Origin of the sequence: Mycolicibacterium iranicum (assembly GCF_014190915.1) — a bacterium.
GTDB classification, from domain to species: Bacteria; Actinomycetota; Actinomycetes; order Mycobacteriales; family Mycobacteriaceae; genus Mycobacterium; species Mycobacterium iranicum_B.
Window position 1 is genome coordinate 384,254 of the sequence record NZ_JACHVU010000002.1, and the last position, 14,859, is coordinate 399,112.

The following is a 14,859-nucleotide window of genomic DNA, read 5'->3' on the forward strand; positions in this document are numbered from 1 at the left end:
CCGGAGCCGCCTCGATCCTGTCGATTTTCGTGCGACCGTCGGCAGGTGGCACGGTCCGCAACCTGCGGTAGTGCACTACTGCAAAGACAGTGGGTACTCCGGACCGATCAACCGAGCGAAGGCGTCCTGCGAGGCGCGACGAGTGGGCGGCCATCCCTGCTGCCATACGCGCAGCGGCACGTCGGCCTGCGGATCGAACCTGCTTGCCAGCCGGCGGTACTCCTGGTTTCGCCATCCCCATAGACGGCGGTGACCGTTCGCGAACTCCGCCAGCCGCTCGATCTGCTGCCGTTGCACCTCAGGCAGGGCACGGCCCTGCACGCCGATTCCGTTCATCACGCTGTGCCGACCCAGGGCAAAGGGGCGAAAGCCCCACGCGGTCTCCACCGCCGAGTTGACGGCCCGGCAGTTCTCGCAAGCCAGCCACGACCAGCGCGAGCGGCCGCCGGCTGTCGCCCGAAGGCAGATGATGCACAGGTCGTGTTCCCGAGAGACGTCGGCGTCCTCCCACGTGACGGGGGAGTCCTCATCGCGGCAGGACTGCCATCGCGCAGCGCCATCCGAATGTGATTGCGTGAATTGCGGCAGCGGCCCGCGCAGCCCGCCGCACGGAATGTGCACGGACAGTTCTCTGATACGTTCGCGCAGGGCCGCATCGGTGGCACTCAATTCGTGGTGCGTCATTTCTCGTCGCTCCTGGCGACGCCACCCTCGGGCGTCCACCGCTTGCACGCGTCGCGTGCCGGCTCTTCCCCTGGGGCACCGTGCGGCGGTCGCGCGGTTGCCGGGACGACGGGCCAGGTACCCGAACGGTCGTCCGCTCGTGAGCTGCGTCCAGAGTATCTGAGGACTCTGACAAGTCGCCGGAGCTCATGCGCGCTGGACGAAGTTCTCGGCGCGCACCTCGCTTTCGCCCGACCACCGGTACGCCGTCAACGCCTCACCCTTCACAGCGCTGAAGTCCAGACACGCGGTCCGGGCCGTCCAGTCGACGAGATGCTCGGGAGTACCACCTCGCCAGTAATGGCCGAAGAAGACCGGCACTGGCCCGTCGTAGCCATAGGAGTGCGATGCTGCCGGCGCCGCGACGTGGTTCAGCGGGGGGTAGGGCGATCCGTCCTCGGTGGTGAATGTGCTTTCCACCAGGACGGTTTCACCCAACGATGACGCCGTCTCGCCCCACCATCGAACTCTGGCGCTCGTCCGAACCTGGCCGTCCTTGTCCCGGTATGCGGGTTGTCCGTGCTCCGTCAGGCTGAGTTCCGGGCCTTTGAGGAGTGTCTCGATTGCCTGGTAGAGCGGCTCGCCGTCCGTCGTCGCGCGCACCAGTTGATCAATCGAGGTGAACCGGTTGCCACCGAGTTCGGCCTGCACGACGGCGACCGACTCGGGGTGCCAGCACGCGTGGACGACGCGGAGCCCGTCGAGGTCCAGCCACAGCGGCAGCGTCATGAACCAGTCCAGGTAATGAGCGCGCTGGACGTCGGAGAGCTGCTCCAGAAACGCTCGGTGCTGGTGATCGTTCTTGTCAGTGTGCGGTCGCAGATAGTTGCCGCTCTCGGCCGGCGATTCAGTGGCGTAGGCGATCGCGTTGAACTCGTGGTTGCCCATCACGACCTGTGCGGTGCCGGCGTCGGCCATCGCCTTCGCGACCTCAAGCACGCGCAGTTGTTCTGGGCCCCGGTCGATCAGGTCACCGACGAAGATGACGGTGCGGAGCGGGTGTCGGTACGCGCCGTTCGGAGCGTCAGGTCGGTAACCGAGGTCGACGAGCAGCGCCTCCAGCTTGGCGGCGCACCCGTGGACATCACCGATGATGTCGTAACCTCGCGTACCGCGCTCGTCCAACGTTGCATCCATGCGGGTCTCCTTCTGTAGACCGTTTGTGGCTTCGCGACAATGATGCGGCCCGTCGGTGCGATCAAGGCGCGCGGCCCGAGCTTCCTTGGATATCGATGGCGCTCAATCCCGAATGATTAGCGCACATCTGCTCTATATGTCCACGGTAGCATCTGAACCCGACATGAATGACCGCATCTATCGAGACAGCAGCGGAAAGACCCTTGACGCCTACCCACGTCCATCGGTTGCCGTCGACACCGCGCTGCTGACGCTGGCAGGCGACCTCGGACTGGTTGTGTTCGAAGTTCGTCGCAACAACGGCAGAGGCTGGGGCCTGCCGGGCACATTCCTGCACGAGGGCGAGACGCTCGCCAAAGCTGTCGACCGTTCGTTGCGCGAGAAGGGCGGGGTCGCTGGGTTCCATCCGCGACAACTACATGTGTTCGACGACCCCACGCGCGATGAACGGGGGTGGGTCCTGTCCGTCGCTCACGTCGACGTCGTGCAGATCGACCGCCTGGCGTCTCGATATGTGGATTCGACGAGGCTGGCCCCGGTGAGTGCTCCGGGACGGCTGCCTTACGACCACTCCGACATCATTGCCCTTGCGGTCGAACACATTCGGTCTCGCTATGCCGATACACCGGACCCCGACAGGCTCCTCGGTGAAGAGTTCACCATGCTCGAATTGCGGACAGCCCACGAGGCAGTCGCGGGGCGTGGCCTACAGCGCGACCGATTCCGGCGCACGATGGAACCCCAACTTGTGGCAACCGGTGCGGTGGCCGCCGGCACTCGCGGCCGACCCGCTGAATTGTTTCGACGACGCCCCTAGCGCGGCTGCCCTATGAGTTCCGGCCGCCGCGGGGCCCCGAGCCGCCGGTCGGCATGGTCGGCGGCGGGCCGCAACCGTTTCTTGCGCCGGTGCGCTCACCAGCAGCGCTGCGTGCAACCGATCGGCTCATAACTGCGGCCGAACTCGCTACCATCCCCTCGACGGAGGGGAGACGTCGACGATGACGATCACTGTCGCTGAGACACCACGCCTGGCCAACGGCGCCGAGCGCAGGGTCTATCAACTGCTGATCGATCAACTCGAACCCGGTGACCTCGTGATCCCGGGCAAGCGCGTCACCGACCATCTCAAGGATCATGAGGTCGACTTCTTCGTTGCGATCGAAGGTGCCGGCATCATCTGCCTCGAGGTCAAGGGCGGCGAGCTTTGGCACGACGGGCAGACCTGGTGGCAGAAGCGCCGGGGTCACGAGCACAGGATTGATCCCGTCCGCCAGGCCCGCGAAGCCTGCTACGCGCTGCGAGACTTTGTCGAGAAGGACCCTCGCTGGTCTCAAGGGCGGTTGCGCTGGGACCACGTCGTCGTCCTGCCCAACACCGACCTGCCGGAGGACTTCGCACTGCCCGAGTGTCCCCGCTGGAAGGTCATCGACCGCACAGACCTGCCCGACATGGTCGCCAAACTGCGGCACATCCTGCACGCGCAGCAGATCGACCGTCCATTTCTCAGCCGTAACGGCATTGCACAACTCGGCGAGGCACTCGGCGGACGTGGCCTGCCGCAGCGGAGCGTCGTCGCCCGCGCCCTCGAAAACGAAGACGCGGCAGACGTTCTCACCGAACATCAGTCGGTGATTCTTGACGCCGTCCGGCTGCTGAACCGGGTGGAGGTTCGCGGCGGTGCCGGCAGTGGCAAGACCTTCTTAGCCATGGAGCAGGCCCGCCGCCTCGCCCGTGCGGGTCAACGGGTGGCACTGGTCTGCTACTCGCACGGCCTCGCGTCGTACCTAGAGCGGATCACAGAGACCTGGAACCGGCGACAGCGTCCCGCCTACGTCGGTGAGTTCCACGACCTCGGCAAGACCTGGGGCGCTCCGGAAGGCCCGGACGAGTCGCTCCGCAACGCGAGCACCATCCGGTTCTGGGAACACGACCTACCCGCCCAAATGGCAGACTTGGCAGCTCAACTCGAACCGGGGCACCGATTCGACGCGATCGTCGTCGATGAAGCGCAGGACTTCGCCGACGCCTGGTGGGATCCGCTGCTTGCCGCGCTCAAAGACGATGAAACCGGCGGCCTGTACGTCTTCTCTGACGAAGGGCAGCGTGTATTCAATCGGCATGGTTCGCCGCCGGTGCCGCTCGTTCCGCTGATGCTCGACCACAATCTGCGCAACACCCGCCAGATCGCCAATGCTTTTCAACCGCTCGTCGATCATCCGATGCGGTTCCTGGGTGGCGAAGGACCCGCCGTCAAATACGTCGCCTGCTCGGCTGCCGACGCAATGGACGCCGGTGACGACGAGGTGGAACTGCTTCTCGAACAGGGTTGGCGTCCCGAGGATGTCGCACTGCTGACCACCGGGACACGTCACCCGGAGCAGCGAGAGCGGCAGGCAGCGGGGAGTGCCGCCTACTGGGACAGCTTCTGGGACGCCGATCAGGTCTTCTACGGTCATGTGCTCGGGTTCAAGGGACTGGAGCGTCGGGCCGTCGTGCTTGTCGTCAACGAAGAGTCCGCGTTCGAGCGGTCACGGGAGCGTCTATACGTCGGATTGTCCCGCGCCCGGGACCAACTGGTCGTCTGCGGGGATCCCGACTTCCTCCGCGAGGTCGGCGGACCGGACCTCGCGCGGCGGTTGTCTATTACGCCGACTTTGGCCAGCCCTCCTCGTAGCGGGGGTTTCATTAAGGCCCCGTCCCGCACTTCCGTTGCTGCGGCCGAGATGAAGCCACGACGGAGCAATCTCCTGCCGGTACCGGAGCCTGAATTTGTGCGGGGACGGCCTAACATCTACGGCGTTTATTATCCGAATGTCGACGGCTGGTACATCGGAAAGAACGAGACCGGCCTAGCCAACTACATGGGTTCTCCGGAACGTGAAACACGTAAAGCGATCGACGACGCACACGCGGCTACCGGTGCGGAACAAGTTCCGGAGAAGCACATCCTGTGGTCGCCACCGGATGCGACCGTCCAAGAATGCAGGAACCAAGAATGGATTTGGATTGCACGGTTTCGTGCGGAGCACCACGGGCCGACCTTTAACGTCTTCCCGACCCGCGACTGGAGCAATCACTTTCGCTGGGAACATGATCCGGTTACCCACGTCGACCGGGCAACCAACAGTCGATGGCCCGTCGTGTACATGAAGCTCCAGGCGAGATGCGACGAGAACGGTAATTGCTCAGGTGGTGACTATTCGCGCATCTGTGGTCGTCCTTGGGGAACACAGACGCGGGGCCTCTTCTGGTGCAAAGTCGTGTCGCCGGACGGTACCGAGCAGTGGTTGATGCCGCCCTCACCGAGGGGTAATCCCTACAACGCCTTCCGCGATCACAAGTTTTCGATGATTCATGAGGAAAAAGGTGAGTAGCGGCGCGCGACCGCGAATGGCCGTGAGCCGTAGATCGCGTCTAGTCGACTGAACGTTCGCGGTGGAATCGAGTGGTCGATCGGCAGGTAAAGACCAAGGTTCCCCAGGTTCGCGCGGCCGATCGCGTCGGTAAGTAGCCGCTGCGTGCATCTACGACGTCGATGGTATTGGCCACGAATTCCCGGAACCTCTGCGGCCGACCGTTCCAGCAGCGCCGCGCAGCCGGCGAAGGGGTCCTAGCCATTTAAGGGAACCGGCCTGCTGAGGCAGGTCGTTCTTCTGACTGACCAAATAACAAAAGCTTGGCATCTAGGCGTCCTGCTCGTGTGTCGTTTCCAGGCGTTGCAGTCCAGTCGGACCGGCCAATAGCTCGCAGGGCTGCAGGCTTCGTGTAGCTGCGCGGCTGTCGTATTTGTCACACCCCACTGAGATAATAGGTTGTGTCGCAAAGGGTCCACCATCGTCTCCACATTCTCGAAGCCGCCGACTGGAAGGCTGGCGCCATCAGCCTGTTGAACCCGGATTCGCCGTACCGGCCGTGGCGCTACGCGTTCGGCGAGACACGACCCGGTGACTACGCCATGCTGGTGCTCGGCACCGATCCTGCATCGGTGCTCACTGTCCTCGCCCGCATCGGAGACGAACCGGGCGGCATATTGAACCTCAGTCGATTCAGCGCCGACGTCGTTGATCTGACCACCCTGGCGATGCTGCTCGACCTTCCTCACGCGTTCACCCGCTGGCGCCTCGATGACGACGACGCCGAGCGGGTCATTCTCGCTCTGCACGAGAGCCGTGTCCATGGTCGACCGTCCTACAGGTGGGGTCACTCGTCAGTGGTCGCGGCCCGCACTCTGTTGCATTCCGACGGGGACTGCGACGGCTGCGGCACCCCCATTGACCTGAGTGGCCACGACGCCGTCGACAACGTGCACGTCCACACTGCAGACCCGGTGTCGAGGCCTGACCCAGAACCGCCGATCCGCACGGCAGACACGCCCGGTCACCGATGGCCGTACGCCGCCTCGCTGCGCTCTGCGGTCGAAGACTGGCCCGCCGTGCTGTGCCGTTCGTGTCACCGCCGCATAGGGGACACGAGCTTTGTCGCGTATAAGTTCGCCCAACATCCTGCATGTCCGGAATGCGGCGGCGCGCGCACGCAATCCATCGGCTACGGAATGCCTGCCGATCCCGACGCGTGGGGACCGTGGCTGTACATGGGCGGGTGCATCCTGAAGTCGCAGAAGTGGCACTGCGGATTCTGCGACCACACGTGGTAATGAGCGCGCGCACGCAAATCGGTGGCCGGCGCTATCTGTCCTGTCGGTACGATCGACACATGGGCACGGGGCAAATGGAGGCGCCGGACCCGCTGTCGGCGCGCGAGAAGATCCTCGTGGAAGGTCGGGACGACTGGGTCAAGCTCTGGGATGTTCACCGCCATGTCGCGGAGGAGAACTCGTCAGCCAGCCTTCTTGAGGTTCAGCGCAGGACACTCGAATTAGTCCGAGCACTCGTAACTGAGCGCTTGGCGGAGATAGGTGACCTTCGTGACCATGGCGCACAATTCGAGCCGTGGACGGTCGGACCGGATGAATCCATGCAGCGCTTAGCGGCGCAGTACGTGGACCATTTCGATGACCGTGCTGGATGGCCGTGGACGCTCTGGCTGCGAATAACGGACGAGGGCAAGCGAATCGGTACTATTTTTGAAGCTGCCTACCAACGCTGGCTGACCGAACTGCGAGAACAAGATCGAGAATTTCAGGCATTACCGGACAGATTTTTACCGGGTTCCTGAAGCTCGCACCTAAGTTTCGTTGTGCAGATAGGGCTTACAAGCTTCCGCTGCGGCTTCACGCTCAGGGGCTAGGATGGTAGTCGTCAGTGGCGTCTGAGCGTAGAGACTGGCAATCAGTGCGGAACGCACCCCCTCGCTCAACTGCGTGATAGAGGTTCGGAGTCGGTTTCGTGCTCGATCCTCGACCAAGATGGAGTGTTCGACGAGACCGCTATCACCAGTGGTCGTCACCACATAGTTGGTGACCTGCGCCCAAATGCCGCTGCCCAATACGCAGTTACCTCTACTACGCATCGCCACCACCCCCGAATCTGCGGGCATCCTCACGCGGTATGTGATCGGATCGTTCCCGCCAAGTACTCGAAGCGAGTTTGCCGTGCCGGCCTTGAGGATTTCATCTGTCACGTCGCCGCTGAAGCAGAACAAATTGATCACATCGCATCCGGTCCAGCCGCTAACGGCGCCGTCAGCGCACCGGGTTAGCACGCGGGAGGGTCCTGTTCGTACGTATCCCGCAGGCACCGAGTTCCATCCCGTCGGGATACAGAGGTTCGGTAGCCACCGCGATACGCCCTCTGCCGGAACAACCCTGAAACTGGAAGCTCGTTGACGAATTTCTTCGGCCACCGACGAGGCCACCCGCCGGCTCTTCATTTGGGGATTACCGGGAATCATCAGTACGTCACCTTCGGTGTGCCAAGCCACCCTAGGAACGCCAGCAAGCCGCCGAAAAGGAGGGTCCCGATTCCCACCTGCTCATCTGGTGTCGGCGTGGGCACGGACGCATGTGGGCCCCAGTCAGGTGCAAGTCCTGCCGGTGGCGTTACCGGTGATGGCTCGGGCGTAGCAATACCGACACCCGGCGGTAGCTCACGTAGATCGAACGGGCCTTGCGGGACACCTGATGGTGTCTGCGCCCACGGCGGTATCAGTCCTGGCACCGGCGGATGATCTATCACCGGCAAATCGGGCGGCGAAGCGATGACTGGCGCCTCGCCCGGAGTGGGGGGAGTCGGTGGAGGCGGGGCCGGCGGACCCGGTGGTAGGTGAACTTTGTCGGGCCCACTCACACCAGGCGGATAACTGACGTCGAGCGTCGGCCCATGGTCATTGCTTTCTCGAACACCAATGATGGTTCCATCGGGCAGTACACGCCGGTCGTAGTAGTTGTCGGGCGTTGGCAATGGTGTGCCGCCTCTCGCCAATTCTTCGTACAAGTCAAAAATCTCCTCCTCGGAGTCGACCTCGCTGACTCCTCGGTTCAGGCCCTTGCGAAGTTCCCGTAGGCGCTCTGCGATCTGTTCGCCCGATGAAGCGTCCTTATCCTGTGAGTCCGTGTCGTAGGCCTGGACATCTCCTTCGTCGTTCGATGCTTGACGAATCGACGTCTGATCCTGCAGCCAGGCCGGCGGGACCATCGCTGAAAGCTCGGCTGCGCCTGCCGAGAGCTCGGAGCCCACACGGACGTCTTCGGATACGAGACCGCCTGCGCGCATGACGATGTAGCTGTGATGAGTGGCGGCCATGGCCCTACGCGCTTCGTACACACATGCCTGCTGTGCTGTGTACCGCTGCGAATCGGTGACCGTTAAATCGCTCTCCACACAAAACCCGTCAGCCTCGGCTTGAGCGATCGCGTCGAGCGCAAGATTCCGACACTGCTGGATGCTGCCGCCGCCGAGGCTGGCCACTTTTCTCATTCGCCGCAGGAGGTCCGCGGCTTCGTAGACAACGCCGCGGTCCGAATATGCCTGCTGCTGCGCAGCGTGGGCCGCATCTCCTTCCCAGTCGGTACCTCCGGGCGTCAGCATCTGTTGGACATGTGTATCCGCAGTGACCTCGATTTGGTTGGCCGCTGCTGCAAACACCTCAGACGAATAGGAGAGTTCTTCGACTACCGACGCCCAATCAACGATCTCCGATCGTGATGGAACACCTGCAGTAGGGCCGCTGGACACTTTGGCCGTTGACGCCGGCACGCGAAATAGCTGCGCAGCAGCCTCGTTGGCGATCACGCCAACGAGATATTCAGTGCCGCGTTCTCGTCCGATGCGGAGTAGCAAGCAGCCGCCTGGATTATCGAGACACTATGCCTCGTCAATCGAAATCCGTAAGCAGCAGTGAATGCCTCCACCGCGGTGCGGACGTCAGCTGCTCCCGCAACCGAGGGCTTATCACCGACCAAAGCGGCTGCACGAGGATGAGACACATCACGCGCCTCGCCTTCCAAGCTGACAGCTGCAGCGTTCAACCCGACCGGGTCGACAGACAAGCGCTCCAGCACCGCTAGATCCCCCCTCCGTGGTCTGCTCCGCTCTCCATGGACTTTAGTCGGGACTGATGGCACCTAAAGGCGCAATCTTTCCGCGCTTCGTACCGCTCACCGTCGATGCATCAATGCCCTTGCGTCCATCGCGGTCATCGCCGATTTCGACCCCGGGTTGACGTACATTCCGTGGTTGATATCGAACGCGCCGCCGCGGTGATCAACGGCACCGTCGTCGCGTCGGGAGAGACGTTCGGCCTCACGTGCCCTTACCCGCGCAACGCGGCCAACGGTTGCATCGATGCTGACGAGCACGGGCGATGACGCTGTCGCCGAGCCGGGCCACACGGCTGCGACCCGCCGACATTCGCGACCGTCGGCCGCGGTTCAGGACACCGCGCTCGCCGAGAGTGGCAGGCTATCCGTGCGGCCGGGATTCAACGTGAGGAGAGTGCATGGGTAAGCCCAATATCACGAGTGCCGCGGAGGTGCGCCGCGCGCTGGAGCACTGCTTCGACACCTACGAAGCGCTGTGCGCGGACCTCAGCGACGACGAATGGCAGACGCAGTCGCTCTGCCCGGACTGGACGGTCCGCGGTGTCGTCGACCACGTCACCAGCATCGCGGCCGCCATGACCGGCTGGCTGCCCGAGGACGACACCACGCCGCCACCATTCGAGCGTGCGGGGGAGTTCCTCGCCGACCCCACGCCCTACCTCGATAAGGTCCGCGGCGTGTACGACGCGAGACGTCGCGACCTGGCGGCGTTGTCGGACGACGATTTCCGCCGCCCGTCCTGGACGCCCGTCGGTCCCGGCACCTACGGCGGGTTCCTGGCGATTCGCGTGTTCGACTTCTGGGTCCACGAGCGTGACATCACCACGCCCCTTGGGCGGGCGACCGAAGATTCAGGCATCGGCGCGGAGCTGTCGCTGGCCCAGGTCGAGAACTCCATCGGCTACATCGTCGGGAAGAAGATTGGCGTCCCTGACGGCAAGAGCATCACCTTCGACCTCACCGGGCCGATCACCCGCAAGCTTCATGTCGCGGTCACCGGGCGGGCGGCCAGGGTCGATCAGCTCGACAATCCGGATGTCGTGGTGACGACCGATTCGACGACGTTCATCCAACTCGCCTGCGGTCGGATCGATCCGCAGGCGCAGATCGATTCGGGGAAGATCAGCTGGACCGGCGACAACGAGCTCGGTGACCGTGCAGCCCGCAACCTGAGGTTCACGATGTGACGAATTCTCCTGTTTCCGTTGACTTCCACTTCGATGTGATGTGCCCATACGCCTACCAGACGTCGCGGTGGATGCGTGCCGTGCGCGACCAGACCGGCCTCGCAGTGAACTGGCGCTTCTTCAGCCTCGAAGAGATCAACCGCCAGGAGGGCAAGAAGCACCCGTGGGAGCGGGAGTGGTCCTACGGCTGGTCGATGATGCGGATCGGCGCGCTGCTGCGCCGTCAGTCGATGGCCGACGTCGACGCGTGGTACGAACGGGCGGCGCGGGCGTTGCACGTCGACGGGCACAAGCCGCACGAAAAGGCTGTGGCACAACACCTTCTCGATGAGCTCGGCTTCGATCCGGGGCTCGTCGACCAGGCGATTGCGGACCCGACTACGAGTGACGAGGTGATGGCTGATCACAACCGCGTCGTCGATGCCGGCGGCTACGGCGTACCCACCCTCTTCTTCCCCGACGGGCAGTGCCTGTTCGGTCCGGTGCTGATCGACCCACCAACCGGTGACGCGGCGCTACGGCTGTGGGACGCCGTCGCGACCTGGGTGGAATTCCCACACCTCTACGAGTTGCAGCGGCCCAAGACCACCGCTGATAAACAGGCCATCGCTGAGACGTTCCGCCCTTACCTAGAAGCCAGAGACTGGGTTTCGATCAACCGCGGCAAGGTTGTCGGCTTCGACGATCTGCGGTGAGGCTTTCCTAGCTGGTGGCCGGCGGATCGGCGTATCGCCGAGGTGCTGGCCCTGGATCTACTGTCGGGGGTTCGGGCAGCCCCGCCCCGGTGTACCGATACGAGTCCGGAACCTCGGAAAGGGTCTGCGGCAGAGGCTGTTCAGAGTGCCCGAACCACCAAATGTTCCCCCGCGCATCCGAGCCGCCAGGTGACGAGGACGGCTGATTCTCTTCGAAGTCGACGAGGAAGTAGTATTGCGCAGCTTCGTCCGCATCGGGCCATGGGCCCGAATCGATGATCGACTCCCGGGTGTCGCGTGCGAGACCCCATGTTTGGGCCGAGGGCGGTGCTGTATAGACGACGCGGAGGGCGGGTCCCTCAGTCCACGCATGCGAGACCACGAAGGGCGCACGGCCAGCCTGTGGGGTTGCGATGCGGGACAGCAGCTTTCGCAGCACCTCGGCGGCGAACTGTGCGTCACCGGGGGTATCAGTTGATGGGGACATTGTTGTTCACCCATGGTGGTATGAGGGAACAGCCGGGCTGCAGCTCGACCACTCCACTGCCGCCGGCCAGTGGATACATCGAGATGACCCCTTTCTGTCCCCCGTCAGGGATGTCCGGGCGACCTTCGTTGACATTCACCACAATCCTCATCGTTACGCTTTCCCCTGTGTCCTGGCAATGAGGTAGTCCGAGGAATCCCTTTGTGCAGTGCACTCGGTTGATGGGCACCTCGTAGAGCAGGGTTCCGTTGTCGTTGCTGACCGGTCGGCTATGCGAGATCACGTCGGTGAAGACGTTGGGATTGACGACGTGGTGTCTCCAGTACGCTTTGTCCCAACCGAAACCCCGTTGCGTGGTGGCGTCGCAATAGCCGCGACGCAGGAGGACGTGATTGCCGTCAAGGTCTCTTGCTTCTGCGATGACATCGTGGATGGGATAAGAAGTCGGCGGCGGTGCCTGTGGCACGTCAAATGGCTGCACCTCCTCGTCGCCGGCGGCCTCCCCGCTGAACCGGCGGCCAGTGCCGAGTGCCTGATACTCGGCACCGATCTTTCGGATATCGTCTGCAACTGAACGCAAATCGCTGTTCGCGCGAGTCACGAGTTCAACCACGCGATCGAGACCGGCACTGACTATCGGGGACAGCATGTGTTGACCGGCCGAAGAGTTCGGCACGAGCGCAGCGGCATCAACGACCCACTGGCGTGCCGCCGCGAGATCAATCCGTCCGTGTGTCACGACCTGAGCAGATCGGTCAACCTGTGCGGAAAGACGTTGATCTAGAGATCCGAATGCGCCGACAATCCGTCGGTGCTCAGCGTGCACGCGCGCGTATTGAGATGCCGCAGTTCCGGACCAGTGTTCGTCAGGAATTGCGGCATCAAGATCGTCGCGCAGCCTGCTGACTTGTTCGCTCTGATCGAAGACATCACCGGATTCCGGAGTTCCCACACCGAACGTGGTTCGAGCACCTAACCACGTGGACAGGAACGCATCCAGCACGCTCATCGTCGCCGCCTGCCCAGCATGAATCTCAGTATCTCGCCGGCTTGGTGGTGCTCTCATCACCAATCTTGCCCCGTAAAGGAGAGTAACGAGCGTCTCGCGGCGGCCGCGATGACTGAGAAATGTACCGGGAGGGCTGACGGACTTTCACTGATCCTGGACCCACATTGGTGTTCTGCGGTATGTGTGCGACGCCTTAACGTATGAACATGCCCGACTCTTTCGACAACCTGGAAAGTTGTTGTGATCGTGCACCCGTGTGGTGTCAGCGGAAGCAGACTGGGGCTTGAGCGCACGATGGATTCGACCGTCAACGGTGTACGCGCTGGCAGCTACGACTCACGCGTGTGGTCGACGGCGACATGGTCGGCGCCCGTCGTCGTCCAACTCATTCTTGCGCTCGTAATCGTCATTTCATGGCGCCTCGGTAAGGCGCTCACCGGTGTCCACGGGCCTGTCCAGTTCCTCCTCGCTGCCGCGATCGTTGCGTTGCTCTGTGCCGCTGTGTCCGTACCCCTGCTGAGGTCGGGAGCGCCCCGTGCCCGCGGGCTCGGCCTCAGCATTGCCGCATCCTATGCCGTGGTGTTCTTCGCCATTGTTGTCTTTGGATATTGGATCCTCGAATGGTGAAGCTGTCCAGTACCGAGTCCCGTTACGGGCCTGCATCGTTCGGCGCTGCACTGGCCAACATCGTGCTGATTGAATTCACTATGTGGGTATTTACGCCATGGTGGCTGCTCGCGGTCTACATGCTTCCGCTGCTCTTGGTGAACCTGGTTCTCGCGGTGTTGCTCGAGAGGCGCGGAGGGATCCCCGGTCAGATCGGGAGGGGGATGTTGATCGGATTGCTTTCGGTGCCCGCGGCATTGGTGCTTTTCCTGCCGGGGTTCATGCTTGCTCTAGGTCTCAACCTCGTATGAGTGCGCGCCGCAGTTCGTCACATCGCTGTGGGTGAGCCGTTTCTGTCCCATCGCGGAAACTCGTCGGCTTCAGCGTCGCGGGCGATCGGATTTTCGTGAAACCCCGTCCAGCACAGCCCTAATCACCCGTGATCGCATCCAGCCGGTTGAGCAGCCGCGTATAGCGCTTGTCATCGATGGTGAGGTACAGACCCAGCGTTCCCATATCGACGGTGCCCTTCGCGTGCTCGAAAACCCTCGGCAGCGCCTTGATCAGGTCGACGAAATCGCCGATGAACTCCTGGTAGCTCGCCAGCGGACCGTAGAGGATGAGCGCGCACTCGGTCACGACGTCGACGTGCCGCGACCGCACCGACATCGCACGGCATCGCTCGGAGAGCTCCAGGAACCGCTCGAAGAAGTCCATGGTGCGGTTCGCGATGTGTTTGATCGCCTCGGCATCGGGTTCCCCGTCGGCCGCGGAGGTGAAGGCCGCCATGAACGCCGGCGCGCACATAAAGTTTGTCACCTGCTGCTCGGTCGCCATCATCTCGTCCACCAACCCGACCACCTCGGACGCCACGTGGCGCGGCGACATCGTGAAGCCGGTCGTCGGCACCATAAAACCCAGCTCGGCGTCCCGCACCCGCGGCAGCAGCGGCGTCAGCCGTTGCACCAGGACCGACACGAAGAGTGCCTGCGGCCACGCCGACGGCTTGTCCCGCACCAGCGCATTCAGTCCGCTGCGTGTGGTCGCGATCTCGGCGACCGGGAAGTCCTCGTCTGCGGCCTCGTCGTGGTCCTGGGCCTGGTCCTTGGCCACCGCGCGCCGCGCCGCCGCACCGTCCTCGCCGTAGACGGCGCGCTCGTCGCCCATCAGTGTCCACCGACGCTGGCGCTCGGCGCGGCGGGTCCGCTCGAACTCTTCGTCCGACTCCTCTTCGAGCTCCTGCTGGTGTTCCTGCTCCAGCTGACGCAGGAGCGCACGGCACGCGAAGAACACACCTACCAACACCGCGGCGCCGACGAACCACCAGATGTATTCGATCACCACACCGACGAGAAACAGCAGCCCGAGGATGCCGGCGAACACCGAACCGTCACTCGGTGTGGAGTAGTGCCGCGCTGCCATGGATAGACGGTACGAACGGCCACCGACAAGTCGGCCACGGCGCGAATTCCCGCCAGTCGATAAGCTGGCTTACGGCGTGTTTGCCGACGCGCGGA

14 protein-coding genes, 1 pseudogene and 1 riboswitch are annotated in these 14,859 nt (G+C 63.3%); of the genes and pseudogenes, 9 read left to right on the forward strand and 6 right to left on the reverse strand.

Features of this window, described 5'->3' with window-relative positions; all coding sequences use genetic code 11:
* Positions 1–75: 75 nt before the first annotated feature.
* Positions 76–684 carry a hypothetical protein gene (locus FHR72_RS05580; protein WP_183466940.1) on the reverse strand — a complete coding sequence of 203 codons (609 nt, stop codon included), beginning with the start codon at positions 682–684 and terminating at the stop codon, positions 76–78.
* A 33-nt stretch (positions 685–717) separates the two neighbouring features.
* Positions 718–829, reverse strand: a riboswitch (SAM riboswitch).
* Between the two features lie 41 nt (positions 830–870).
* On the reverse strand, positions 871–1,860 hold the full coding sequence (locus FHR72_RS05585) for a metallophosphoesterase (protein ID WP_183466941.1): 990 nt from the start codon (positions 1,858–1,860) through the stop codon (positions 871–873).
* Between the two features lie 163 nt (positions 1,861–2,023).
* On the opposite strand from FHR72_RS05585, the gene FHR72_RS05590 reads away from it, so the two are divergent.
* From FHR72_RS05590 to FHR72_RS05605, 4 genes and pseudogenes are all read left to right on the forward strand, one after another.
* Positions 2,024–2,677, forward strand: a complete 654-nt coding sequence (locus FHR72_RS05590; protein ID WP_183466942.1) for an NUDIX hydrolase — start codon at positions 2,024–2,026, stop codon at positions 2,675–2,677.
* Positions 2,678–2,858: 181 nt separating this feature from the next.
* Positions 2,859–4,505, forward strand: a pseudogene (locus FHR72_RS05595) (nuclease-related domain-containing DEAD/DEAH box helicase); the annotation flags it as partial.
* 1,310 nt (positions 4,506–5,815) lie between these two features.
* Positions 5,816–6,514 carry a hypothetical protein gene (locus FHR72_RS26465; protein WP_260155833.1) on the forward strand — a complete coding sequence of 233 codons (699 nt, stop codon included), beginning with the start codon at positions 5,816–5,818 and terminating at the stop codon, positions 6,512–6,514.
* Between the two features lie 59 nt (positions 6,515–6,573).
* Complete coding sequence (locus FHR72_RS05605) at positions 6,574–7,035, forward strand: hypothetical protein (RefSeq protein ID WP_183466943.1); 462 nt, start codon at positions 6,574–6,576, stop codon at positions 7,033–7,035.
* A gap of 9 nt (positions 7,036–7,044) precedes the next feature.
* On the opposite strand, the gene FHR72_RS05610 is transcribed toward FHR72_RS05605, so the two are convergent.
* Together FHR72_RS05610 and FHR72_RS05615 are read right to left on the reverse strand one after the other, a co-directional pair.
* Positions 7,045–7,470 carry a hypothetical protein gene (locus FHR72_RS05610; RefSeq protein ID WP_183466944.1) on the reverse strand — a complete coding sequence of 142 codons (426 nt, stop codon included), beginning with the start codon at positions 7,468–7,470 and terminating at the stop codon, positions 7,045–7,047.
* Positions 7,471–7,709: 239 nt separating this feature from the next.
* Entirely contained in the window at positions 7,710–9,050 is a 1,341-nt protein-coding gene (locus FHR72_RS05615) for a hypothetical protein (protein ID WP_183466945.1), read from the reverse strand.
* Positions 9,051–9,490: 440 nt separating this feature from the next.
* On the opposite strand from FHR72_RS05615, the gene FHR72_RS26345 reads away from it, so the two are divergent.
* The 3 genes from FHR72_RS26345 to FHR72_RS05625 all read left to right on the forward strand — a co-directional run bounded on the left by FHR72_RS26345 (position 9,491) and on the right by FHR72_RS05625 (position 11,240).
* Positions 9,491–9,625 carry a VanW family protein gene (locus FHR72_RS26345; RefSeq protein ID WP_221193063.1) on the forward strand — a complete coding sequence of 45 codons (135 nt, stop codon included), beginning with the start codon at positions 9,491–9,493 and terminating at the stop codon, positions 9,623–9,625.
* A gap of 131 nt (positions 9,626–9,756) precedes the next feature.
* Positions 9,757–10,545 carry a maleylpyruvate isomerase family mycothiol-dependent enzyme gene (locus tag FHR72_RS05620; protein WP_183466946.1) on the forward strand — a complete coding sequence of 263 codons (789 nt, stop codon included), beginning with the start codon at positions 9,757–9,759 and terminating at the stop codon, positions 10,543–10,545.
* Complete coding sequence (locus FHR72_RS05625) at positions 10,542–11,240, forward strand: mycothiol-dependent nitroreductase Rv2466c family protein (protein WP_183466947.1); 699 nt, start codon at positions 10,542–10,544, stop codon at positions 11,238–11,240. Before FHR72_RS05620 ends, FHR72_RS05625 begins: the two co-directional genes overlap by 4 nt.
* A gap of 470 nt (positions 11,241–11,710) precedes the next feature.
* Here FHR72_RS05625 and FHR72_RS05630 read toward each other — a convergent pair whose 3' ends face one another.
* Complete coding sequence (locus tag FHR72_RS05630) at positions 11,711–12,736, reverse strand: EspA/EspE family type VII secretion system effector (RefSeq protein WP_183466948.1); 1,026 nt, start codon at positions 12,734–12,736, stop codon at positions 11,711–11,713.
* A 294-nt stretch (positions 12,737–13,030) separates the two neighbouring features.
* On the opposite strand from FHR72_RS05630, the gene FHR72_RS05635 reads away from it, so the two are divergent.
* Both FHR72_RS05635 and FHR72_RS05640 read left to right on the forward strand, forming a co-directional pair.
* Positions 13,031–13,363, forward strand: a complete 333-nt coding sequence (locus FHR72_RS05635) for a hypothetical protein (RefSeq protein ID WP_183466949.1) — start codon at positions 13,031–13,033, stop codon at positions 13,361–13,363.
* The gene (locus FHR72_RS05640; protein ID WP_183466950.1) at positions 13,360–13,653 is read left to right on the forward strand and encodes a hypothetical protein; all 294 of its coding nucleotides are present in this window, start codon (positions 13,360–13,362) and stop codon (positions 13,651–13,653) included. The genes FHR72_RS05635 and FHR72_RS05640 overlap by 4 nt, the downstream gene beginning before the upstream one ends.
* 118 nt (positions 13,654–13,771) lie before the next feature.
* Here FHR72_RS05640 and FHR72_RS05645 read toward each other — a convergent pair whose 3' ends face one another.
* Positions 13,772–14,764: a hypothetical protein gene (locus FHR72_RS05645; RefSeq protein WP_183466951.1), complete on the reverse strand. Its 993-nt coding sequence runs from the start codon at positions 14,762–14,764 to the stop codon at positions 13,772–13,774.
* Between the last annotated feature and the right edge of the window lie 95 nt (positions 14,765–14,859).

What these genes read in the sequence shown, in the direction of transcription:
- FHR72_RS05590 (WP_183466942.1), top strand. Translation starts at nt 2,024, where the DNA reads ATGAATGACCGCATCTATCGAGACAGCAGCGGAAAGACCCTTGACGCC.
- FHR72_RS05580 (WP_183466940.1), bottom strand. Translation starts at nt 684, where the DNA reads ATGACGCACCACGAATTGAGTGCCACCGATGCGGCCCTGCGCGAACGT.
- FHR72_RS05585 (WP_183466941.1), bottom strand. Translation starts at nt 1,860, where the DNA reads ATGGATGCAACGTTGGACGAGCGCGGTACGCGAGGTTACGACATCATC.
- FHR72_RS05605 (WP_183466943.1), top strand. Translation starts at nt 6,574, where the DNA reads ATGGGCACGGGGCAAATGGAGGCGCCGGACCCGCTGTCGGCGCGCGAG.
- FHR72_RS05645 (WP_183466951.1), bottom strand. Translation starts at nt 14,764, where the DNA reads ATGGCAGCGCGGCACTACTCCACACCGAGTGACGGTTCGGTGTTCGCC.
- FHR72_RS05630 (WP_183466948.1), bottom strand. Translation starts at nt 12,736, where the DNA reads ATGAGCGTGCTGGATGCGTTCCTGTCCACGTGGTTAGGTGCTCGAACC.
- FHR72_RS05635 (WP_183466949.1), top strand. Translation starts at nt 13,031, where the DNA reads ATGGATTCGACCGTCAACGGTGTACGCGCTGGCAGCTACGACTCACGC.
- FHR72_RS05620 (WP_183466946.1), top strand. Translation starts at nt 9,757, where the DNA reads ATGGGTAAGCCCAATATCACGAGTGCCGCGGAGGTGCGCCGCGCGCTG.
- FHR72_RS26465 (WP_260155833.1), top strand. Translation starts at nt 5,816, where the DNA reads ATGCTGGTGCTCGGCACCGATCCTGCATCGGTGCTCACTGTCCTCGCC.